The following is a 22326-nucleotide window of genomic DNA, read 5'->3' on the forward strand; positions in this document are numbered from 1 at the left end:
GCACACCCGCGGGCCCCCCCGCCCAACCCGCCCCGCCCGCCCGACGGGACTACTGGGAGACGGTGCCGCCCGCAGCCACGATCTTGTCCTGGGCCGAGCCCGAGACCTTGTCGACCGTGACCGTGAGCGCCACGCTGATGTCACCCTGACCGAGAACCTTGACCTTCTCGTTCTTGCGGACCGCGCCCTTGGCGACGAGGTCGGCAACGGTGACGTCGCCACCGTTCGGGTAGAGCTCCGCGAGCTTGTCCAGGTTCACGACCTGGTACTCGACGCGGAACGGGTTCTTGAACCCGCGGAGCTTCGGGGTGCGCATGTGCAGCGGCATCTGCCCACCCTCGAAGCCGACGCGGACCTGGTACCGGGCCTTCGTGCCCTTGGTGCCACGACCGGCCGTCTTGCCCTTCGAACCCTCACCACGACCGACGCGGGTGCGGTCCTTCTTCGAGCCGGCGGCCGGACGAAGGTGGTGCACCTTCAGGATCTGGACGCGCTCGTTCTTCTCGTCGCTCATGCGTCGACCTCCTCGACCTTCACGAGGTGCGCCACCGTCGCGATGTACCCGCGGTTCTGGGAGTTGTCCTCGCGCAGGACCGTACGGCCGATGCGCTTGAGACCCAGGCTGCGGAGCGTGTCGCGCTGGTACTGCTTCTCGCTGATGACGGACTTCGTCTGCGTGATCTTCAGCATGGCCATCAGGCACCTGCCTTCTCGGTCGCTGCGGCACGTGCTGCCGCCTCGGCCTTCAGGAGGCGAGCCGGCACGACGTGGTCCACGTCGAGGCCACGACGTGCGGCGACGGCGCGGGGCTCCTCGAGCTGCTTGAGGGCCTCGACCGTGGCGTGCACGATGTTGATGGTGTTGGACGACCCGAGCGACTTGCTCAGGACGTCGTGGATGCCGGCGCACTCGAGCACGGCGCGGACCGGACCACCGGCGATGACACCGGTACCCGCAGCGGCCGGGCGGAGCAGGACGACACCGGCAGCAGCCTCACCCTGCACGGGGTGCGGGATGGTGTTGCCGACGCGCGGGACGCGGAAGAAGTTCTTCTTCGCCTCCTCGACGCCCTTGGAGATCGCCGTGGGGACCTCCTTGGCCTTGCCGTAGCCGACGCCGACGAGGCCGTTGCCGTCACCCACGACGACGAGCGCCGTGAAGCTGAAGCGACGACCACCCTTGACGACCTTCGAGACGCGGTTGATGGTCACCACGCGCTCGAGGAACTGGCTGTCGCCACCGCGGTTGTTGCGGTCGCGGCCCTGCTGACGGTCGCGTCCGCCACCACGACGGCCACGGTTGTCGGCCGAGTCGCGGTTGTTGGACGCGGAGCCCGCGGCGGTCTCGACCGGACGCTCGGCGACGGGGGCAGCAGCCTCCGCCTTGGCGTCGGTGGCCTTGGTCTCGGTGGCCTCGGTCGTCTGCTCGACGGCCGGGGTCTCCTCGGCACTGCTGTTGTTCGCGATGTCGCTCACAGGTTCAGCCCTCCTTCACGGGCACCATCGGCGATCGCGGCGACGCGACCGGCGTACTTGCTACCACCGCGGTCGAACACGACGGCCTCGACACCGGCGGACTTCGCACGCTCGGCGAGGAGCTCGCCGACGCGACGCGCCTTGGCGGTCTTGTCGCCGTCGAACGAGCGGAGGTCGGCCTCCATCGTCGACGCGCTGGCGAGGGTGTGGCCCTTCGAGTCGTCGATGACCTGCACGAACACGTGACGTGCCGAGCGGGTGACGGCGAGACGGGGACGTGCCTCGGTGCCGGTGATCTTCTTGCGGAGACGGTTGTGACGGCGGGCCTTCGCGGCCGCCTTGCTCTTGCCTCGAGTTCCGATGGCCATGATCACTTACCTGACTTTCCGGCCTTGCGGCGCACGTTCTCGCCCGCGTAACGGACACCCTTGCCCTTGTAGGGCTCGGGCTTCCGCAGCTTGCGGATGTTCGCAGCGACCTCGCCGACGGCCTGCTTGTCGATGCCGTTGACGGTGACCCTGTTGTTGCCCTCGACGGTGAAGCTGATGCCTGCCGGCGGCTCGACCGTGATCGAGTGCGAGTAGCCGAGCGCGAACTCGAGGTCCGAGCCCTTCGCCTGGACGCGGTACCCGGTGCCGACGACCTCCAGGCCCTTGGAGTAGCCCTGGGTGACGCCGGTGATCTGGTTCGCGATGAGGGTGCGGGTCAGGCCGTGGAGCGAGCGCGAGGTGCGCTCGTCGTCGGGACGCGTGACGAGGACCTGGTTCTCCTCGACGCTGGCCTGGATGGGCTCAGCGATGACGAGCGCGAGCTCGCCCTTCGGGCCCTTGACCGCGACGTTCTGACCGTCGATGGAGACGGTCACGCCTGCGGGGATGTCGATGGGGAGACGTCCGATTCGTGACATGTTCGATCACCAAACGTAGGCGAGGACTTCCCCACCCACGCCCTTCTGCTCGGCTTCGCGGTCGGTCAGGAGACCCGAGGAGGTCGACAGGATCGCCACGCCGAGGCCACCGAGGACCTGGGGGATCTCCGTCGACTTCGCGTAGACCCGGAGACCGGGCTTGGACACGCGCTTGATGCCGGCGATCGAACGCTCGCGCTCGGGGCCGTACTTCAGCTCGATGGTGAGGGTCTTGCCCACGCGGGCGTCCTCGACCTTCCACTCGCTGATGTAGCCCTCACGCTTGAGGATGTCGGCGATGGTGGTCTTGAGCTTGCTGCTCGGGAGCGAGACGGCGTCGTGGTGCGCCGAGTTCGCGTTCCGCAATCTGGTCAGCATGTCTGCGACCGGATCGGTCATCGTCATGATGTTGTCCGTTCTTCGCCTGGTTTCGACACCCGTTCCACGAATGCCGACCTGAGCGATCGAGTGACTCCAGGGCGATTCCCCGGAGTCTGGTGTTCGTGCGTGCGGGCCGGAGGACTCGAGAGTCCTTCGGCCCGCAGCGCCCGAAGTAGTTTAGACCGTCTGCTCGGCAGAGCGGAACGGGAAGCCCAGCTGCTTGAGCAGTGCGCGTCCCTCGTCGTCCGTCTTCGCGGTGGTCACGACGGTGATGTCGAAGCCGCGGACACGGTCGATGCGGTCCTGGTCGATCTCGTGGAACACGCTCTGCTCCGTGAGACCGAAGGTGTAGTTGCCGTTGCCGTCGAACTGGCGGTCGGAGAGACCACGGAAGTCGCGGATACGGGGAAGCGCCAGGGAGAGCAGGCGGTCCAGGAACTCCCACGCGCGGTCACCGCGGAGGGTGACGTGCGCGCCGATGGCCTGGCCCTCACGCAGCTTGAACTGCGCGATGGACTTGCGGGCCATCGTGACCTGCGGCTTCTGACCCGTGATCGCGGTGAGGTCCTTGATGGCCCCGTCCATGATCTTCGAGTCGCGAGCGGCCTCGCCGACACCGGTGTTCACGACGACCTTGACCAGGCCGGGGACCTGGTTGACGTTGCCGTAGCCGAACTGCTCGGTCAGCGCCGCCTTGATCTCGTCCTTGTACTTCTGCTTCAGGCGCGGCTGAACTTTCTCAGTCGTCGCGGCAGTCGTGTCAGTCATCAGAGCTTCTCACCAGACTTCTTGGCGTAGCGGACGCGGACGGTCTTCTTGACGCCGTCCTTCTCCACCTCTTCGGTGCGGAAGCCGACGCGGGTCGGCTTCTTCGTCTTGGGGTCGACGATGGCGACGTTGGACACGTGGATCGGAGCCTCGTGCTGCTCGATGCCACCGGTCTTCGAGCCGCGCTGCGTCTGGCCGACGCGGACGTGCTTCGTGACGAAGTTCACGCCCTCGACGACGACGCGGTTCTTGTCCGTGAGGACCTCGATGACCTTGCCCTGCTTGCCACGGTCGCCGCCACGCTCCTGCGTGGCGCCCGTGATGACCTGGACCAGGTCACCCTTCTTGATGTTCGCCATGGCTTACAGCACCTCCGGCGCGAGCGAGATGATCTTCATGAACTTCTTGTCACGGAGCTCGCGACCGACCGGACCGAAGATGCGCGTTCCGCGCGGGTCGCCGTCGGCCTTGAGGATCACTGCCGCGTTCTCGTCGAACTTGATGTAGGAGCCGTCGTTGCGACGCGTCTCCTTCTTGGTGCGAACGATGACCGCCTTGACGACGTCACCCTTCTTCACGTTGCCGCCGGGGATGGCGTCCTTCACCGTGGCGACGATGACGTCACCGAGACCGGCGTAGCGACGACCCGAGCCACCGAGCACGCGGATGGTCAAGATCTCCTTGGCACCCGTGTTGTCGGCGACCTTCAGGCGGGATTCCTGCTGAATCACTGCTGTCTCCTATTTCCGCAAGCGGGCCGCGAGGCCTACTTGGCCTTCTCGAGGATCTCGACCAGGCGCCAGCGCTTGGAAGCGCTGAGGGGACGGGTCTCGCTGATCACGACGAGGTCGCCGACACCGGCCGAACCGGCCTCGTCGTGCGCCTTCACCTTGGAGGTGCGGCGGATGACCTTGCCGTAGAGGGCGTGCTTCACGCGGTCCTCGACCTCGACGACGATGGTCTTGTCCATCTTGTCGCTGGTCACGTAACCGCGGCGCGTCTTGCGGTAGCCGCGGGTGAGGGCGGCGGAGTCCTTCTCTTCGTTCGCCATCAGTTCTCCTCGGCGGTCTCGGCCTCGGTCGACTCGGCCGGCTTGTCAGCCTTCTTCGTCGACTTCTTGGCCTTGGTTGCGGTCTCGACGGGCGCGGGGGTGGCACGGATGCCGAGCTCGCGCTCGCGGAGGACGGTGTAGATCCGGGCGATGTCGCGCTTGACGGCGCGGAGACGACCGTGGCTCTCCAGCTGGCCGGTGGCCGACTGGAAGCGGAGGTTGAAGAGCTCCTCCTTGGCCTTCTTCAGCTCGTCAGCAAGACGCTCGTTCTCGAACGTGTCGAGCTCCGTCGGACGGAGCTCCTTGGAACCGATCGCCATTATGCGTCGCCCTCCTCGCGCTTGATGATGCGTGCCTTGAGGGGCAGCTTGTGAATTGCACGGGTCAACGCCTCACGGGCGATGTCCTCGCTGACGCCGGAGAGCTCGAAGAGCACACGGCCCGGCTTGACGTTGGCGATCCACCACTCGGGCGAACCCTTACCGGAACCCATACGGGTCTCGGCCGGCTTCTTGGTGAGCGGACGGTCCGGGTAGATGTTGATCCACACCTTGCCGCCACGCTTGATGTGACGCGTCATCGCGATACGAGCGGACTCGATCTGACGGTTGGTCACGTAGGCGGGGGTCAGGGCCTGGATGCCGTAGTCACCGAAGGAGACCTTGGTGCCACCGGTCGCCTGACCCGAACGCTTCGGGTGGTGCTGCTTGCGGTGCTTGACTCGACGGGGGATAAGCATGGTTACGCCTCAACTCCTGCGCCGGCCGGCGCGTCCTGCGGGGCCTGCTGCTCGCGGCCGCCACGGTCGCCGCGGTCGCCGCCACGGCGGTCACCGCGGTCGCCGCGCGGGCCTCCACGACGCTCCGGGCGCGACGAACGCTGGTTCGCCTGCTCGCGAGCGAGCTCCTTGTTCGTGATGTCGCCCTTGTAGATCCACACCTTCACGCCGATGCGACCGAACGTCGTCCGGGCCTCGTAGAAGCCGTAGTCGATGTTGGCGCGGAGCGTGTGCAGGGGCACGCGGCCCTCGCGGTAGAACTCCGAGCGCGACATCTCGGCGCCGCCGAGACGACCGGCGACCTGGATGCGGACACCCTTGGCACCGGCGCGCTGTGCACCCTGGAGGCCCTTGCGCATGGCGCGACGGAACGCGACACGAGCGGAGAGCTGCTCCGCGATGCCCTGCGCGACGAGCTGGGCCTCGGTCTCGGGGTTCTTGACCTCGAGGATGTTGAGCTGGATCTGCTTCTTGGTGAGCTTCTCGAGCTCGCCACGGATGCGCTCCGCCTCGGCACCGCGGCGACCGATGACGATGCCGGGGCGCGCCGTGTGGATGTCCACGCGGACACGGTCACGGGTGCGCTCGAGCTCGATGCGGGCGACGCCGGCGCGGTCGAGGGTCTTCTTCAGGTACTGACGCACCTTGATGTCCTCGGCGACGTAGTCGGCGTAGCGCTGACCCGGCTTCGTGCTGTCGGTGAACCAGTGCGAGACGTGGTCCGTCGTGATCCCGAGACGGAAGCCGTACGGGTTGACCTTCTGGCCCATTACTTGCTCGCCTTCTTGCTCGTCGCGGCAGCTGCCTCGGCCTCGTCCGGGGTCGCGAGGACCACCGTGATGTGGCTGGTGCGCTTGTTGATCCGGAAGGCGCGGCCCTGTGCACGCGGCTGGAACCGCTTGAGGGTCGTGCCTTCGTCGACGAAGACGCGGCTCACGTAGAGGTCGCGCTCGTCCAGGAAGCTGTTCGTCGAGTCCGCCTTGACACGTGCGTTGGCGATCGCCGAGGCGACCAGCTTGTACACGGGCTCCGAAGCGCCCTGGGGGGCGAACTTCAGGATGGCGAGCGCCTCGTGGGCCTGCTTGCCGCGGATCAGCTCGATGACGCGACGGGCCTTCTGAGGCGTGACGCGGATGTGTCGCACGCGTGCGATCGACTCCACCATTTCGTTCCTCCTTCAGCGTCGCCGCGCTAGCGGCGACGGCCCTTCTTGTCGTCCTTCACGTGACCGCGGAAGGTACGGGTCGGCGCGAACTCGCCGAGCTTGTGACCGACCATCGATTCGGTGACGAACACCGGGATGTGCTTGCGCCCGTCGTGCACCGCGATGGTGTGCCCGAGCATGTTCGGGACGATCATCGAGCGGCGCGACCACGTGCGGATCACGTTCTTCGTGTTGGCCTCGTTCTGCGTGACGACCTTGCGAAGCAGGTGCTCGTCGACGAAGGGGCCCTTCTTCAGACTGCGTGGCATCTTCTGAACTCCTACTTGCGCTTCTTGCCGGCGTTACGGCGACGGACGATGAGCTTGTCGCTCGGCTTGTTCGGCTTGCGCGTGCGACCCTCGGACTGGCCCCAGGGGCTGACCGGGTGACGACCACCGGACGTCTTGCCCTCACCACCACCGTGCGGGTGGTCGATCGGGTTCATCGCGACACCACGCACGGTCGGGCGGACGCCCTTCCAGCGCATGCGGCCGGCCTTGCCCCAGTTGATGTTCGACTGCTCGGCGTTGCCGACCTCGCCGATCGTGGCGCGGCAGCGTGCGTCGACGTTGCGGACCTCACCCGACGGCAGACGGAGCTGCGCGTAGGGGCCGTCCTTGGCGACGAGACGCACCGAGGCGCCGGCCGAACGCGCGAGCTTGGCGCCGCCACCGGGGCGGAGCTCGATCGCGTGGATGACCGTACCCACGGGGATGTTGCGCAGCGGCAGGTTGTTGCCGGGCTTGATGTCGGCGCCGGGGCCCTGCTCGATGACGTCGCCCTGCTTGAGCTTGTTCGGCGCGAGGATGTAGCGCTTGGTGCCGTCCACGAAGTGCAGGAGCGCGATGCGCGCCGTGCGGTTCGGGTCGTACTCGATGTGCGCGACCTTGGCGTCGACGCCGTCCTTGTCGTGACGACGGAAGTCGATCACGCGGTACTGGCGCTTGTGGCCACCACCGATGTGACGGGTCGTGATCCGGCCCGAGCTGTTCCGGCCACCGGTCTTCGGCAGCGGGCGAAGCAGCGACTTCTCCGGCGTCGAACGGGTGATCTCGGCGAAGTCGGCGACCGACGAGCCGCGACGACCCGGGGTCGTGGGCTTGTAGTTACGAATAGCCATGATGTTTTCCCTCTGGTCCTCAGCCGACAGCCGTGAAGATGTCGATCGAACCGGACTTGAGCGTCACGATGGCGCGCTTGGTGTCCTTGCGCTTGCCGATGCCGAAACGCGTACGACGGGTCTTGCCAGGACGGTTCAGCGTGTTGATGCCGGCGACCTTGACGTCGAAGATCTTCTCGATGGCGAGCTTGATCTCGGTCTTGTTCGCGCGGGGGTCCACGAGGAACGTGTACTTGCCCTGGTCGATGAGGCCGTAGCTCTTCTCCGACACGACCGGCGCGATGATGATGTCGCGGGGGTCCTTGTTGAAGCCGCTCATGCGGAGATCTCCTTCGCGGTCTTCGACGCGATGAAGGCGTCGAGGGCGCTCTTGCTGAAGACGACGGCGTCCGAGACGAGGACGTCGTAGGCGTTCAGCTGGCCGTACGAGAGCGCGTGGACGTTCGGCAGGTTGCGGATCGACTTGAGCGTCAGCTCGTCGTCCGACTCGAGCACGACGAGCACGTTCTTGACGGGCGCGACCTTCTCGAGGAGCGTGCGGGCGGTCTTGGTCGACGGCACCTCGGCCGCGACGAAGCCCTCCACAGCGGAGATGCGGCCACCGCGGGCGCGGTCCGAGAGCGAGCCGAGCAGGGCTGCGGCGATCATCTTCTTCGGGGTGCGCTGCGAGTAGTCACGCGGGGTCGGTCCGTGGACGACGCCACCGCCGGTGTGCTCCGGAGCGCGGACCGAACCCTGACGGGAGCGGCCGGTGCCCTTCTGCTTGAACGGCTTGCGACCGGCACCGCGGACCTCGCCGCGGTTCTTGGTCTTGTGCGTGCCCTGACGCGACGCGGCGCGCTGCGCCGTGACGACCTGGTGGATCAGCGGGACGTTGGTCTCGACGTCGAAGAGCTCGGCGGGGAGCTCGACGGTGCCGGACTTGGCGCCCGAAGCATCGAGGACGTCGATCGTGGTTGCAGTCGTGGTGGCCATGATCACTTACCCTTCACGGCGGTGCGGACGAAGACGGAGCGACCGCGAGCACCGGGGACGGCGCCCTTGACGAGCAGCAGACCCTTCTCGGCGTCGACGGCGTGCACCGTGAGGTTGAGGACGGTCACACGCTCGCCACCCATGCGACCGGCCATGCGCATGCCCTTGAAGACACGCGACGGGGTCGAGGAAGCACCGATCGAGCCGGGCTTGCGGTGGTTGCGGTGCGCACCGTGCGAGGCGGAGACGCCGGCGAAGCCGTGGCGCTTCATGACACCCGCGAAGCCCTTGCCCTTGCTCGTGCCGACGACGTCGACCTTCGCGCCGGCTGCGAACGTGGCGTCGACGGTGAGCTCCTGGCCCAGCGTGTACTCGCTCGCGTCCGCGGTGCGGATCTCGGTGAGGGTGCGGCGCGGGGTGACCCCGGCGGCCTCGAAGTGGCCAGCGGCCGGCTTGTTCACCTTGCGGGGGTCGATCTGGCCCGCGGCGATCTGGATCGCCTCGTAGCCGTCGCGCTCGACGTTGCGGATCTGGGTGACCACGTTCGGGCCGACCTCGATCACGGTGACGGGGATGAACTTGTTGTTCTCGTCCCACACCTGGGTCATCCCGAGCTTCTTGCCGAGGAGGCCCTTGACGGTCTTGGTTGCGTTCGCCATCAGTCCAGCCCCCTTACAGCTTGATCTCGATGTTGACGTCGGCCGGGAGGTCGAGACGCATGAGCGAGTCGACGGCCTTCGGCGTCGGGTCGACGATGTCGATGACCCGCTTGTGCGTGCGCTTCTCGAAGTGCTCGCGCGAGTCCTTGTACTTGTGGGGCGAACGGATCACGGCGATCACGTTCTTCTCGGTGGGGAGCGGCACCGGGCCGACCACGGTCGCACCGGCACGGGTCACCGTGTCGACGATCTTCCGGGCCGACGTGTCGATGACCTCGTGGTCGTACGACTTGAGCCGGATGCGGATCTTCTGTCCCGCCATGTCTTCTCTGTCCTCTCTGCGCCGCGCACCCTCGGGCCGCCTGACGCCGCCGGGTTCCGCCCTGTGCGGACCTGGCTGTTTACGTGGATCACCGGACGCATCCGCTGGGGGATGACCGCTGTTCTCCTGTCAACCGCGCGGACGGTCATGCCGTGGTGCACACGACGGCCCGCGTGGACGTGTCGCCGCTCCCGCTGCCGGACACGGGTGTCCGTCACGTGGTGGAGCGTCGAGCTGTTCTGCTGCCTGCGGCCCAACCCAGCCCTGCTGGACAGGGGGGTTGTGCACTGCCAGAGCAGTGATCCGACAGAGCGCGAGCCCTGCGGAATTCCGGAACCGGACAAGTCTCCCATAGCCCGGGGATACGTGCAACCCGGGCGTGTCGCGCTTTGTCGGGCGTGTCGCCGCGGTGCTCCTCCCCCGTCCCGCCGCGGATCCACCGGCCTGGAGGCTCGGCTCGGCTCCGGCACGTTCGTCCCCGCGCGGACGTGCTCCGGGCCCACGCCCGACGCGACGCACCGCGCCCCCGCACGAGGACCGCGCCCCGCCGTGACGGGGCGCGATCGACGTGCGAGGGCGCGTCGCGGAGCTGGAGGTCAGTCCTCGTCCGGGACGACGGGCGGCACGAACCACGGCGGGAACACCGCGACGCGGGGCACGTGCCCGCCGTGCTCGGCGAGGATGTCCTTGACCGCGTGCCGGGCACGGTCGTTCGGCACGCCGATGACCGCGACCGAGGAGAACGGCACGCTCGGCCCGGCGAGGACCTCGAGACCGTGCATCTCCGGATCGGTGAGGTCCGTGCGGCGGAGCAGGTTCGCGGCGGCCTCCGGCCCGACGGCGAAGCGGACGTCCTCGGCGTCGGCGTCCTTGTCGGCGAGGATCACCGAGGCACCGAAGGCCGCCGTCGGGATGACGAGCACGACGTAGTCGGTCGCGCGGGCCTGCCGCGCGGCGTCCGACCAGCGCTCGGTGTCGAGGGCACCACGACGGACCTCGTCCCAGCGGGCGCTGTCCGGGGAGAGCGAGAAGGGCACGTGGCCCGCGACGCTCGACCCGTCAGGAGCGGTCGCCGCTGCGCGCGCCTGCCTGGTCGTCGGCGCGCTGATGTCGTAGGACGGCGTCACGGCGTCGGACGCGAGGATCGCACCGTCCGCGACGATGCCGTCGAAGTTGTCGATGTGCGTCACGTGGTGGGCGCGCAGCGTGCCGAACCGGCGCGGTGCCGGCATCTCCGGCTCGACGGTGCGGAGCGCGGTCGCCTTCGCCCGGGCAGGCGAGCCACCGGGCGTCGACCGGAGCGAGGTGCTGACGCGGGTGCGGCGGGGTGCCGGCACCTTGGGGACGTCGGGCACCTCGCGCTGGCGCGGCGCGCAGATGTCGCAGAGTTCGGTGGGGAATCCGTGGATGCACTCGTCGGTCACGACTGATGAGGGTCCTTCCGTGCCGCGTGGGGGTGGACGGCACGAGGGTCAACGGTACGTCATCGCGGGCCCGACCGGACACCCGCTGCCCTCACTGGCGGTAGAGCAGTGCCCGAACCTCGGCCTCCGCGGCGTGCAGACGCGCGGGGTCGATCGTCTCGCCGTGCTCGTACGCGTCGAGCAGCCGCGGGTCGATGTAGCTCGCGCGGGCGACCGTCGGGGTGTTGCCGAGCACCTCGCTCGCGGCCTTCACCGCGTGCGAGATCGCCTTCTTCCGCTTGGCCACCGTCGGCTCGGGACCGGTCTCGGCCAGGTCGACCGCGGCCGCCACGGTGCCGTGCAGCGTCCGGAAGTCCTTCGCCGTGAACTCGTCGCCCGCTCGCTCCTTGACGTAGGCGTTGATGTCCTCGGCGCTGAGCGGCTCCCACTCGGCGCCGCGGGCGACCCGGTAGGACAGCAGGCGCGCGTTCGGACCCCGGCGCTTCATGCCGCTGATCACCTTCGCCAGGTCGTGGTCGTGGATCGAGGACGACCACTCCTGGTGGCTCTTGCCGGGGAACGACAGCTCGATGTCGTCGCCGGACACCTTCGCGTGGGCGCAGAGCAGCGTCGACAGACCGCGGCTGCCGTGCTCGGTCGCGTACCGCTCGGACCCGACCCGGAGCGAGCCCTGGTCGAGCATCCGGAACGCGGCCGCGAGGGACCGTCGCTGGTCCGGCTCCGGACGGCGGAGGTCCTGCGTCACCATCCGACGCGCCACCGGGAGCGACTCGGCCAGGGCGAGGGCGCGGTCGTACTTGATCTTGTCCATCCGGTCACGCCAGGACGGGTGGTACATGTACTGCCGCCGGCCGGCACCGTCGATGCCCGTCGCCAGGATGTGCCCGTTGTCGTACGGCGAGATCCAGACGTCGTCCCACGCCGGCGGGATGACGAGCTCCTCGAGGCGGTCACGGACGTCCTCGTCCTGGACGGTCTGCCCGTCCGGGTCGCGGTAGCTGAAGCCCCGTCCGCTTCGGACACGGTGGTACCCACGGCCGTTGGTCTTGGATCTGCGGAGACGGGTCACGGATCGATGCAACACGACGGGGCCTGGACGTGACCACGGCGACGCCGGCGCGGGGCGTGGTGCAGGTCCGCACCACGCCCCACGCCCGGCAGCCGTTCGGCCGGTCAGCCCGTCAGCCCGCTGGCCCGTCAGCCGAGCAGCCCGTCAGCCGTCCGACCGTCGGCGGACCGTGGGCTGCCGCCGACGCAGCAGCATGACCACCAGGCCGGCCAGGACCGACGCGAGCGCCAGCGAGCCCGCGACGCCCAGACCGACCACGCCGGTGAAGGCGAGGTCACCCGACGGACGCGGCGCAGCCTCCACGGCGGCCGGGTCGGACGCCCGCAACGGGTCACCGGGCCGGACCGTCGTCGGGTCGGTCGGCGCCACCTGCGCCGTCGGGGTGGTGACCGTCGCGGTGTTCGTGATCCGGTCCGGCGCGTCCGCGGCGACCCGCACGGTCAGCTGGAACGCGACCTGCGCCCCGGCCGCGAGCGGCTGGCCGATCGTGCACGCCACCGTCGAACCGGTCGTGCACGTGCCGGCACGGTCGTCGACGCTCACGAAGGACAGCCCCGTCGGGAGCGCGTCGGTCACCGTGACGGGCCCCGGGTCCTCGGTCGGGCCGTCGTTCCGGACCGTGATCGTGTAGCCGACCGTCGCCCCGCGGACGACCTGACCGAGGTGGGTCTTCGTCACCGACAGGCTCGACGCGGCGGCGACGACGATCCGGTCGTCGGCGGTGTTGTCGGCCGTCGTCGACTCGGTCGTGCTCGTCGCCACCGCCGCCGACGGCGTGGTCCCGGGGTAGGCAGCTGCCGTCGGCGTCTGGTGCACCGTGATCACCGGGGCGAGTGCCCCGGCCGGCAGGGTGCCGGCGAGGGCGAACGACACCGTGGTGCTGCCGTCGGCGTTCGTCACCACACCGGTGACCGTCCAGGCGGGATCGGCCTCGGTCGAGACGTACGTCAGCCCGGCCGGCAGCGTGAAGGTCGCGGTGACCTCGGCCGCGTCGGAGATCCCGGCGTTCCGGACCTGCACGGTCTCCGGCAGGTCCTTGCCGATCACGGCGGTGCCGTCGTGCGCCAGGGCGATCTGCACGTTCGCGATCCGGTCCACGGGCAGCGCCGCGTCCGCGGAGCCTCCGGTGGTGCCGGGCAGGGCGGGGGTGCCCTGCGCGGTGATCGCCGCCGTGTTCTCGATGCTGTCCGCGGTCACGGCGGAGGCGACCTGCGTCGTCAGCCAGAGCCCGGGAGCGTCCGTGCCCGCGACGACCGTCGTCGGCAGCGTGCAGGTGACCAGCGTCGGGTCGGTCGTGCCGTCGCATCGCCACACCGAACCGTCGGACGCGGCCGACACGAACGTCAGCCCCGCGGGCAGCCGGTCGGTGACGACGGTGTCCGGCTGCGCGTCGGACGGTCCCGTCGAGTGGACCTGCAGGTACCAGACCTGCTGTCCACCGGCCGTGACCGAGATCGCACGGTCCGTGCCGCCGACCTCCGTCACCGGGGTCTTCGCGAGCGTCAACGCGGCGTGTGTGGTCACCGTCACGTCGTCGCCGGCGGTGTCGCCCCCCGGGTCCGGGTCGGTCGTCGCCGAGGACACCGTCGCCGTGTTCCGGAGCGTCCCGGCCGGCGTCGACGAGGCCACCGTGGCGGTCACGTGGAACGTCGCCGAGGCGCCGGACGCCATCGTGTCGGCGGTCCAGGTGCCGAGGTCGCCCTGCGTCCACCCGTCGGCGTCCGTGGTGACGGAGCGCAGCGTCATCCCGGCCGGCGGCGTGTCCGTCCACGTCGGGCGCTGTGCGTCCGAGGGACCGGCGTTCGTCACCGTCACGTCGTACGTCACGTCCGTCCCGGCGTCGGCAGCGGCCGGGCTCGTGCGCACCTTGGTGATCGACAGGTCCGCGCTGGTGGTCACGCCGACGGTGACGTCGTCGTGCGCGGTGGTGCCCTTCGCCGTGACCGGGGCGGCCGTCGCGACGTTGTCCACCGATGAGCCGGTGAACGACGACGGGACGTGCACGACGACCCCGATCGTGTGCGGGTCGTCCGTCCCGGCGGCGATCCCGTCGGTGCTGGTCAGGGTCAGGACCCGTCCCTCGAGCGACGCCACGCGCCAGTGTGCGGCGGTGCCGGGCGTCAGGCCGACGTACTCGAGGCCGGCGGGCAGGGTGTCCTGCACCTGCACGCTCGGGGTGTCCGCGGTGCCGGCCGGCAGGTCCGAGGGACCGTCCGGGTTGCCGACGCGGATCGTGTACGTCACGTCACGACCGGCGTCGACGGACGCCACGTCCGCCGTCTTCGTGACGGCGAGCCCGACGGTCTGGGTCGCGGCGCTCGAGGTCCGGGCGGACTGCGGCTGCGCGTTGTCCGCCTGCACCGTCGCGGTGTTGCCGAGCGTGCCGGTGAGGGACGACGGCGTGGTGACGGTGAAGGTGAACGAGGTGGTCGCGCCCGCGGCGAGGGTGCCGTCGAGCGTGCACTGCACCGGTGATCCGGCCGCGCAGGTCCAGTCGCCGTCCCGCTGCGACGCGCCCTGGAGGCTCGTCCCCGACTCGAGCGCGTCGGTCACCCGGACGTTCCGCGCGTCGGCCGCGCCGGTGTTGGTCACCGTGACGGTCCAGGTCGCCGGCGACCCTGCAACGAGTGCGCCGCTGGTGAACGCCTTCGCGATCGTCAGGCTCGTCGTGTCGTCGACGGGCGTCGTCGTGCCGGAGCTGTCGTTCCCGCGCGACGGGTCCGTCGTCGTGCGCGTCGGGTCGGAGCTCGGCGCGATGCGGACCGATGCGGTGTTGTCGACGGTCTGCGCCGCCGTGGTGTCGGCCAGCACGAGGGCGGTCACCGTGATCGTCGGGGCGGTCGTCCCGCTCGCCAGACCGTCCCGCGTGCAGGTGACCGTGTCGCCGTCGGTGTCGCACGTCCAGCCGCTGTCCGCCGAGGCCGTTGCGCTCTGCAGCCGCACGGTGTCCGGCAGCGTGTCGGTCACCGTGACGGTCCCGCGGGCGTCGGAGACGCTCTGCTCGGACGCGTCGCGGAGGTTCGCGACGGACAGCGTCCAGGTGGCGACGCGTCCGGCCGCGAACGTCGACCCGCCGGCGGTCTTCGTGATCGCGAGGTCGGCGACCGCGACCGGCGTCACGCTCGCGGTGTCGGAGTCGTCCGCACCGTTCGGGTCGAACGTCTGCCCGACGCCCTGCTCGATCGTCGCGGTGTTGCGGATCGCGGTGAGCGATGCGTCGGCGGGCAGGGTCAGCGCCACGTCGAGCTCCGGGAAGCCGTCACCCGCCGCGACGACGGCCCCGTTCACGCAGCGGTACGTGGTCGGGCCCGAGGTGGAGGGCTGCGGCGTGCAGGTCCACCCGGACCCGCTGAACGCCACCGTGGCACCAGCAGGCAGGGCCGGCGACTCCACGACGGTGGTGCCGTGCGCGTCGTCCGTGCCGGTGTTCGTCACGGCGATCGTCCACGCCTTCGCGGTGGTCGCGCCGGCGACGACACGGGTGGTCGTCGCGGTCTTGGTGACGGACAGGTCCGCCGCGCCGATCGTGGCGACGGCGGTCGCGTCGGAGCCGCCCTTCGGGTAGGACACGAAGGAGCCGTCCCCGCCGTCGTAGCTCGTGCCCCCGGTCGCGTCGGTCACCGTCGCGGTCACGTGGTTGACGTGCTGCACGCTCGACCCGGCCGCGCTGGCCGCGTCCGTCGTGGGGGCGGCCTGGTAGTGCAGCGTCAGGGTCTGCCCGGCGCCGAGCGCGCCGAGGTCGGCCCAGGTGAGGGTCCGGCCGTCGACGGTCGGGTCGGCGATCGACACCGCGGCGGCTCCCCCGACGGAGGCCGTCGCGCTCCCGGCGGTGAAGGTCCAGCCCGCGGGCAGGACGTCACGCGCCGAGACGTGCGTGGCCGCGCTGCCGGAGTTGGTGAACGTCACGGAGAAGTCCGACGGCACGCCGACGTAGCTCAGGCCGCCCGCGGTCGTGTTCGTCTTCGCGACGGCCACGTCCGGGAACGCCGGCGTCACGCTGGCCGACGCGGTCGCCGGTCCGTAGCTCGCACCGGCGCCGTCCGGCAGCGACGTGTACGAGCCCGTCGACGCGGTGTTCACGAGCGCGGCGCCGGACAGCTCGCTGTCCTCGGCGAGGGTCGCGGAGTAGGTGTGCGTGACGGGGTTCGTCCCCACGGTCGTGACGGGCCAGGTGATCACGCCACCCGGGCACGCGGCGGCGCCGGACCGGATGGTGCCGCCGTCCGAGATGCTCGTCGCGTCGACGACGATGCCGTCCGGCACGCAGTCGGTCACGGTGGTGCCGTACGCCGGGGAGCCGGTGTTCTTCACGCTGACGGTGTACGTGACCTGCTGGCCCGGCTCGGCCTTCGCGGTCGTCATGGTCTGGCCGGCGACCGTCGCGGTCTTCGTCATCGTGAGCGCGGGGGCGACCGAGCGTGCGTTCACCGCGTTCGACGTCACCGACGCGTCGGTCGGCGTGCCGCCCTTCGCACTGCGGTCGTAGGCGAAGGTCGCCGTGTTCCGGTAGGTGACGCCGGCGGCCTGCTCGCTGTCGACACGGACCGGCACGGTGATCGTGATCGTCGCAGGCGCGGCGAGACCAGAGGACACGTCGCCGAGTTCGACGACCACCGCGCGGGCTGCGACGCTCGCGGACGTGGTGACCGAGGCGTCGGACGACGTCACGGTCGGGGGGCCGGTCACGTCGAGCCCCGCCGGGACCTGGTCGGTGACCCGACCGTCGTAGATCGCGACCTTCGCCGGGATCGTCGCGGTGACCGTGTACGACGCGGCGTCACCGACGCGCACCGACCGTGCGGTCGCGGACGTCGTCGTGGTCGTCCCGGTGCCCGTCCCGTCGACCGCGTTCCACGTCGGCGCGGTGAGCGACTTCGCGATCGTCGGACCGGTGACCGTGACGTCGTTCGTGGCCTGTGCGACCTGAACGTAGGACGTGTTCGGCGTCACGTAGTCGGTGTCGAGGCTCGAGGCGAGGACGCGCGCGGTGTTCCGGTAGGTCTGCCCCGCGGGTGCGTTCTGGCGCACCGTGCCCGTCACCGTGACCGTGCTGCTCGCACCGGCGGCGAGGGTGCCGACGTTCCAGGTGTGCAGGGTGGTGCCGGTCGGGCAGGTGCCGAGCGCCGCCTGCTGGGGGTCGGTCGGCGTGCTCTCCGCGACCGAGCTCCGGGTCAGGTCGAGCGTGTCCGGGAAGCAGTCCGCGATCACGGTCGAGCGGGCGTCCGCGGCGGCGGCGCCGTTCGTCGCGGTCAGGGTCCACGTCACCGTGTCCCCGCCGGCGATCGTCCGGTTGCCGAGGTCGTTCTTCTTCGTGATGCTCAGCTGCGGGGCCTGGACCGCGGTGGTCACGGGCGCCGAGGGGACGGTCGTCGTGGTCCCGCCCTGCGGCTGCGAGGTGAACGTCGCGACGTTCTGCACGGAGCCGTTCGCGAACGGGGTGCCCGTCGGTCCGTGTGCACCGACCCCGGTGGTGACGCCGAGGCCCGTGACGGTGACCGTGAACGAGGCCGGCGTCGCGCCCGTGTTGTCGAACGTCGTCGGGAACAGCACCGCTCCGGCCTTCGCCGAGTTGCCGGTCCCGGTCAGCGTGAACTGCTGGCCGCCGTACGTCGCGGTGACGTCGGCGCCCTGCGCCGTCGCCGGCACCGTCGTGGTGCTGCCGTCCGGGAAGGTGAGTGTCCACGTCGTCGCCGACGTGATGGCGACGCCGGCGGGCAGCGGATCGACGAGCGTCGCCCTGCCGACGCTCGTCCCGGCGGGGACGGTGACCCCGTACGTGTACGTGAGCTGCTGACCGGGCGCGGCCGTGCCTCCCGTCAGGTTCGTCGCCGACGAGGCGACCGCACCGCCGGTCTTCGTGACGGTCGGCCGCGGGATCGTCACCGTCCGGACGGCGTCGGCGTTCGGCGCCGTGCCCTGCCCGGCGGTCGGCTTCGCGGAGAACGTGCTGTTGGCACCCGTCGTCGGGATCCACGTGGTCGTGGTGCCGCTGTCGGTCGCGGTCGTGAAGCTCGTCACCGACGCCGTGTTCGTGAAGGTGGTCCCGACGTACCCGGGCGTGGGCACGGTGACGTCGTAGGTGAGCTGCTCCGTCGCGCCGGCGGCGATGGCCGGGATCGTCCACTGCAGGTACTGCCGGCCGCTGAACTGCGACGCGGCGCCGGCGGGTGCGCTGTCGCACTTCCCGCCGTCGGAGATCGCGGTGACCATCCCGCACGTCACGCCGGCCGGGAGGGCGTCCCACACGGTCACCGAACCGATCGCCGCGGTCGAGCCGGACGCGGCCCGGTTGCCGACCGTCAGGCGCTGGTGGAGGACCTGCCCCTCGGTCGTCGTCGCCGGGTTCGTGACCGTGCCCTGGCCGTCGACGATGTCCTTCGCCAACGTCGCCGTCGGCGTGCCCGCGACCGGGTACCCCACCGATGCCCGGAGGCTGGACACCGCGCCGGCGGTGTTCTGCTGCGCGAACTTCATGAGGTTGTCGACGAGGTCCGGCTTCGCGGCCGAGGACCCCTGCGTGCCGATCCGCGCTGCCACGTACAGCACGAGGGAGGCACCGTCGGTGTCACCGTCGACGTACGTGCCGTTCGCACCCGACACCGTGTGGCCGACCGTGAAGACCGCCATCGTCGAGGACGACGTCTTCAGGCTGACGTCACCGGGTACGACCGTGCTCTCGGTGCCGTAGGTCCAGTCGGTGTCCCGCTGCCACGGCGACCCCGACGCGGTGGTGCCGACGGGCAGCATGTCCGTGACGGTCGCGTTGCGGCTCTGCACCCCGGCGGGGAAGTCGACCCGGAGCTGGAAGCACACGAGGTCGCCGAGGCCGAAGGCGTCGCTCGGGGTGGTGGTCACGTAGGACCCCGTGCGGCTCGTCGCGGCACAGTCCGCCGAGCTCGTCACGCCGCCGCTCTTGCCGGCGGGCAGCACGGCCTTCGTGATCGACGGCGCGTTCGACGCGATCGATGCCTTCGAGTCGTCGACGACCCGCTGCGTGCCGGCGTCCCCGTGCACGCCGGTCGACGTGCCGGTCATCCGGACGTGGTTGTCGAAGGAGTCGCCGGCGGCGGTGGGACCGCCGGACCCGGTCACGGAGTACGCGTCGCGCATCAGGGCCCGGTACGACACCGTGGTCGAGCCGTCCGTCGCCATGTCGGCGATGTGGAACGCGATCGTGAAGGTCCCGGCCGCGGCGTCGTAGGAGACGCGGTCGACGGTGCCGTTCGTCATCGGCTGGTCGAGCCGGCCCCCTGCGGTCGGGACGCAGTCCGCCGGGAACGTCCCCGACGTCGGGGTACCGACCGGGAACGCGGGGCACAGGCCGTCGTCGAGCGTGTCGGTGAACGTGATGCCGGCGGAGGACTCGTACTCGCTCGTACGGACCAGGAGCGAGTACGTCGCGAGCTGCCCTGCCCCGAAGTGGTCGTCGGCGACCGGCGTGCTGACGGACTTCCGCACGGCGAGGTCCATCGCTTCGACGGTCAGGGAGGTGGTCGCGGTCTGCGTCGTCGTCGCTCCCCCACCGACGGCGCCGGTGTAGGTGCCGGACGCGATGACGGTGTTCTGCTGACCGTGTCCGTTCGACGTGGTGTCGGACGTGTCCTGACGCGTCGACGGGCCGTTGTTGTTGTCGAGGTTCGCCTCGTCGTGGAAGGCCGTGGCAGCCGGAGCGGCGACCGTGCCCACCGGCGCGGCGGCACCCTGGCCCGAGAAGGACATCGTGTTCTCGAACAGCGGGACGGCCGCGAGGTACTTGATCGTCACCGCGTCGTTCGTCAGGGTCGGGATCGACCAGACGACCTTCGTGAACACGGCGGAGCCCTTGCCGGGGACGTCGTCGACCGTGGTGACGCTCTGCGGCGTCATGCAGTCCGCGGCGTCCCAGTCGCCGGTCGCGTTCGCGGGCGTCGCCACCTGGACGGACGGTGCGCCCGGGTACTCCGGGCCCGACGTGGTGTTGTCGATCGCGCCACACTGCAGGAACTCGAGCCCCGCCGGCAGGTAGTCCGTCACGGTGACGCCGGTGCTCGGCGCCGTCGCCGTGTTCTGCACCGTGAGCGTGTAGACGGTTGGGTGGTCGTGCACGCCACGGACGAGTTCGTTCTCCGGGCTCCCCTCGGCCTTGGCCACGGTGATCGCCGAGATCGTCGTCGCGTTCGACGTCGCCGTGGCGGTGTCCGAGGCGTCCGTCGCGGGCTTGCCCGTCGCGTCGAACGTGGGGACGTTCCGCGCGTCGCTGTTCGCCGCGGCCTGCACGCTGCCCGAGAACGACGTACCGACCGGGAACGTCGAGGCCGCCGCCTGCACCTGGAACGTCACCGACTTCTGGTCGCCCGTGACCAGGTCGGAGACGTTCGAGAACACGAGCAGCGTGCCCGCCCCGTCCGCGAGCGGTGTCTGCACCGGATCGGGCAGTACCGAACCATCTGCCTTGCCCGAGGCCGCCACGTAGGACACACCAGCCGGGAGCGTGTACGAGTACCCGAGGTTGTAGAGGTCGGTCCCGCCGGATGCGTCCGCGGTGTTCTTCGCGGTGAGCGTCACGGACGCCGGAGCACCACTGAGCACCGACGCGTCGGCCTTCGCCGTGACGCTGATCGTCGATGCGGCCGCAGCGGGCTGGACGATCACGACGACCGCCAGCAGGGCGGTGACGAGGGCCACGACGACGGTCATCGCGAGTGCTCGGGAACGGGCGGTGAGCAGGGTGAAGCGCATCAGGGTCCAACGGTTCGGGTTCGCTGACCCAGTGCGCGCACGTCGTGCTGTCGAGCGGACCCGTGCTGTGGTCTGCTCCGATGGTGTCAGGAGGGGTCGGGTACCCCTCGGTATCGACCGTATCGGCAGACTGGAACGGCCCAGAAGACCCCGAGCGGGGGCGCACCGACCTGTCTGCCCCGAGATGACGAAAGCGGGGCCGGGCCCGAAGGCCCGACCCCACTGACGCAGGTGACCGGAGTTACTTGATGATCTTCTCGACCGTGCCGGCGCCGACCGTACGACCACCCTCACGGATGGCGAAGCGGAGGCCCTCCTCCATGGCGATCGGCTGGATCAGCTCGACCGTCATCGAGACGGTGTCGCCGGGCATGACCATCTCGGTGCCCTCGGGCAGCGTGATGACGCCGGTGACGTCCGTGGTGCGGAAGTAGAACTGCGGACGGTAGTTCGCGTAGAACGGGTTGTGACGGCCGCCCTCTTCCTTGTTCAGGATGTACGCGTTCGCGGTGAACTCGGTGTGCGGCGTGACCGAACCCGGCTTCACGACGACCTGGCCGCGCTCGACGTCCTCGCGCTTGAGGCCACGGAGGAGCAGACCGGTGTTGTCACCGGCGACCGCGGAGTCGAGCAGCTTGCGGAACATCTCGATGCCCGTGACGGTGGTCTTCTGCGTCGCGCGGATGCCGACGATCTCGACCTCGGCGTTGACGTTCAGCTCGCCACGCTCGACACGACCGGTGACGACGGTGCCACGACCGGTGATCGTGAAGACGTCCTCGATCGGCATCAGGAAGGGCTGGTCGGTGGCGCGCACCGGGTCCGGCACGCTCTCGTCGACAGCGGCCATCAGGTCCTGGACGGACTTGACCCACTTCTCGTCGCCCTCGAGCGCCTTGAGCGCCGAGACCTGCACGACGGGGGCGTCCTCGTCGAACTCCTGCGAGCCGAGGAGCTCGCGGACCTCGAGCTCGACGAGCTCCAGGATCTCCTCGTCGTCGACCATGTCGGACTTGTTCAGCGCGACGACGATGTACGGCACGCCGACCTGGCGGGCGAGCAGCACGTGCTCACGCGTCTGGGGCATCGGGCCGTCGGTGGCGGCGACCACGAGGATCGCGCCGTCCATCTGGGCCGCACCGGTGATCATGTTCTTCACGTAGTCGGCGTGACCAGGAGCGTCGACGTGCGCGTAGTGGCGCTTGTCGGTCTGGTACTCGACGTGGGAGATGTTGATCGTGATGCCGCGCTGGCGCTCTTCGGGAGCGTTGTCGATCTGAGCGAAGTCACGGGCCTCGTTGAGGTCCGGGTACTGGTCGTGCAGAACCTTGGTGATCGCCGCCGTGAGCGTGGTCTTGCCGTGGTCGACGTGACCGATGGTTCCGATGTTGACGTGCGGCTTGGTGCGCTCGAACTTGGCCTTGGCCACTGTGGGTCCTCCTCAGGACTCGGATGCGGGCCCCCCGGGAGCACCC

Annotated in this window: 24 protein-coding genes; all 24 read right to left on the minus strand. The window is 69.9% G+C overall.

Annotation, left to right across the window (positions count from 1 at the left end):
* Nucleotides 1-49 precede the first annotated feature (49 nt).
* Complete coding sequence (gene rplO, locus FS641_RS04555) at nucleotides 50-514, minus strand: 50S ribosomal protein L15 (protein ID WP_144760588.1); 465 nt, start codon at nucleotides 512-514, stop codon at nucleotides 50-52.
* Nucleotides 511-696 carry a 50S ribosomal protein L30 gene (rpmD, locus tag FS641_RS04560; RefSeq protein WP_082517835.1) on the minus strand — a complete coding sequence of 62 codons (186 nt, stop codon included), beginning with the start codon at nucleotides 694-696 and terminating at the stop codon, nucleotides 511-513. The genes rplO and rpmD overlap by 4 nt, the downstream gene beginning before the upstream one ends.
* Nucleotides 696-1466 (minus strand): 30S ribosomal protein S5, encoded by a 771-nt coding sequence (gene rpsE / locus FS641_RS04565; RefSeq protein WP_395879059.1) that lies wholly within the window; start codon nucleotides 1464-1466, stop codon nucleotides 696-698. The genes rpmD and rpsE overlap by 1 nt, the downstream gene beginning before the upstream one ends.
* A gap of 5 nt (nucleotides 1467-1471) precedes the next feature.
* Nucleotides 1472-1843: a 50S ribosomal protein L18 gene (gene rplR, locus FS641_RS04570; RefSeq protein ID WP_144760594.1), complete on the minus strand. Its 372-nt coding sequence runs from the start codon at nucleotides 1841-1843 to the stop codon at nucleotides 1472-1474.
* Between the two features lie 2 nt (nucleotides 1844-1845).
* Nucleotides 1846-2382: a 50S ribosomal protein L6 gene (gene rplF / locus FS641_RS04575; protein ID WP_144760597.1), complete on the minus strand. Its 537-nt coding sequence runs from the start codon at nucleotides 2380-2382 to the stop codon at nucleotides 1846-1848.
* Between the two features lie 6 nt (nucleotides 2383-2388).
* Nucleotides 2389-2787, minus strand: a complete 399-nt coding sequence (gene rpsH / locus FS641_RS04580; RefSeq protein WP_071276748.1) for a 30S ribosomal protein S8 — start codon at nucleotides 2785-2787, stop codon at nucleotides 2389-2391.
* A 153-nt stretch (nucleotides 2788-2940) separates the two neighbouring features.
* Nucleotides 2941-3531 carry a 50S ribosomal protein L5 gene (rplE, locus tag FS641_RS04585; RefSeq protein ID WP_144760600.1) on the minus strand — a complete coding sequence of 197 codons (591 nt, stop codon included), beginning with the start codon at nucleotides 3529-3531 and terminating at the stop codon, nucleotides 2941-2943.
* The gene (gene rplX / locus FS641_RS04590; protein WP_144760603.1) at nucleotides 3531-3890 is read right to left on the minus strand and encodes a 50S ribosomal protein L24; all 360 of its coding nucleotides are present in this window, start codon (nucleotides 3888-3890) and stop codon (nucleotides 3531-3533) included. The genes rplE and rplX overlap by 1 nt, the downstream gene beginning before the upstream one ends.
* 3 nt (nucleotides 3891-3893) lie before the next feature.
* The gene (rplN, locus tag FS641_RS04595; protein ID WP_071299494.1) at nucleotides 3894-4262 is read right to left on the minus strand and encodes a 50S ribosomal protein L14; all 369 of its coding nucleotides are present in this window, start codon (nucleotides 4260-4262) and stop codon (nucleotides 3894-3896) included.
* Nucleotides 4263-4297: 35 nt separating this feature from the next.
* Nucleotides 4298-4582: a 30S ribosomal protein S17 gene (gene rpsQ / locus FS641_RS04600; RefSeq protein WP_071276754.1), complete on the minus strand. Its 285-nt coding sequence runs from the start codon at nucleotides 4580-4582 to the stop codon at nucleotides 4298-4300.
* Nucleotides 4582-4902 carry a 50S ribosomal protein L29 gene (gene rpmC, locus FS641_RS04605; protein WP_144760606.1) on the minus strand — a complete coding sequence of 107 codons (321 nt, stop codon included), beginning with the start codon at nucleotides 4900-4902 and terminating at the stop codon, nucleotides 4582-4584. Before rpmC ends, rpsQ begins: the two co-directional genes overlap by 1 nt.
* The gene (gene rplP, locus FS641_RS04610; RefSeq protein ID WP_123654821.1) at nucleotides 4902-5321 is read right to left on the minus strand and encodes a 50S ribosomal protein L16; all 420 of its coding nucleotides are present in this window, start codon (nucleotides 5319-5321) and stop codon (nucleotides 4902-4904) included. Before rplP ends, rpmC begins: the two co-directional genes overlap by 1 nt.
* Before the next feature lie 2 nt (nucleotides 5322-5323).
* Nucleotides 5324-6130, minus strand: a complete 807-nt coding sequence (gene rpsC / locus FS641_RS04615; protein WP_144760609.1) for a 30S ribosomal protein S3 — start codon at nucleotides 6128-6130, stop codon at nucleotides 5324-5326.
* The gene (gene rplV / locus FS641_RS04620; protein ID WP_123654823.1) at nucleotides 6130-6525 is read right to left on the minus strand and encodes a 50S ribosomal protein L22; all 396 of its coding nucleotides are present in this window, start codon (nucleotides 6523-6525) and stop codon (nucleotides 6130-6132) included. The genes rpsC and rplV overlap by 1 nt, the downstream gene beginning before the upstream one ends.
* Before the next feature lie 26 nt (nucleotides 6526-6551).
* A complete protein-coding gene (gene rpsS, locus FS641_RS04625; protein WP_017885529.1) occupies nucleotides 6552-6833 on the minus strand; it encodes a 30S ribosomal protein S19 in 282 nt (93 codons plus the stop codon).
* Nucleotides 6834-6844: 11 nt separating this feature from the next.
* Complete coding sequence (gene rplB, locus FS641_RS04630; RefSeq protein WP_144760612.1) at nucleotides 6845-7684, minus strand: 50S ribosomal protein L2; 840 nt, start codon at nucleotides 7682-7684, stop codon at nucleotides 6845-6847.
* A 19-nt stretch (nucleotides 7685-7703) separates the two neighbouring features.
* Nucleotides 7704-8003: a 50S ribosomal protein L23 gene (gene rplW / locus FS641_RS04635; protein WP_111009849.1), complete on the minus strand. Its 300-nt coding sequence runs from the start codon at nucleotides 8001-8003 to the stop codon at nucleotides 7704-7706.
* Nucleotides 8000-8659, minus strand: a complete 660-nt coding sequence (gene rplD, locus FS641_RS04640; protein ID WP_144760614.1) for a 50S ribosomal protein L4 — start codon at nucleotides 8657-8659, stop codon at nucleotides 8000-8002. Before rplD ends, rplW begins: the two co-directional genes overlap by 4 nt.
* A 2-nt stretch (nucleotides 8660-8661) precedes the next feature.
* Complete coding sequence (gene rplC, locus FS641_RS04645) at nucleotides 8662-9318, minus strand: 50S ribosomal protein L3 (protein ID WP_144760617.1); 657 nt, start codon at nucleotides 9316-9318, stop codon at nucleotides 8662-8664.
* 13 nt (nucleotides 9319-9331) lie between these two features.
* Nucleotides 9332-9640: a 30S ribosomal protein S10 gene (gene rpsJ / locus FS641_RS04650; RefSeq protein WP_017885534.1), complete on the minus strand. Its 309-nt coding sequence runs from the start codon at nucleotides 9638-9640 to the stop codon at nucleotides 9332-9334.
* Nucleotides 9641-10236: 596 nt separating this feature from the next.
* The gene (locus tag FS641_RS04655; protein WP_144760619.1) at nucleotides 10237-11064 is read right to left on the minus strand and encodes a DarT ssDNA thymidine ADP-ribosyltransferase family protein; all 828 of its coding nucleotides are present in this window, start codon (nucleotides 11062-11064) and stop codon (nucleotides 10237-10239) included.
* A 91-nt stretch (nucleotides 11065-11155) separates the two neighbouring features.
* Nucleotides 11156-12133 carry a DNA topoisomerase IB gene (locus FS641_RS04660; protein WP_144760622.1) on the minus strand — a complete coding sequence of 326 codons (978 nt, stop codon included), beginning with the start codon at nucleotides 12131-12133 and terminating at the stop codon, nucleotides 11156-11158.
* Nucleotides 12134-12277: 144 nt separating this feature from the next.
* Entirely contained in the window at nucleotides 12278-20851 is an 8574-nt protein-coding gene (locus FS641_RS04665) for an isopeptide-forming domain-containing fimbrial protein (protein WP_144760625.1), read from the minus strand.
* A 241-nt stretch (nucleotides 20852-21092) separates the two neighbouring features.
* Nucleotides 21093-22280: an elongation factor Tu gene (gene tuf, locus FS641_RS04670; protein ID WP_144760628.1), complete on the minus strand. Its 1188-nt coding sequence runs from the start codon at nucleotides 22278-22280 to the stop codon at nucleotides 21093-21095.
* Nucleotides 22281-22326 lie beyond the last annotated feature (46 nt).

This window comes from Curtobacterium sp. 9128 (genome assembly GCF_007673775.1).
In the GTDB taxonomy this organism is placed as follows: Bacteria; Actinomycetota; Actinomycetes; order Actinomycetales; family Microbacteriaceae; genus Curtobacterium.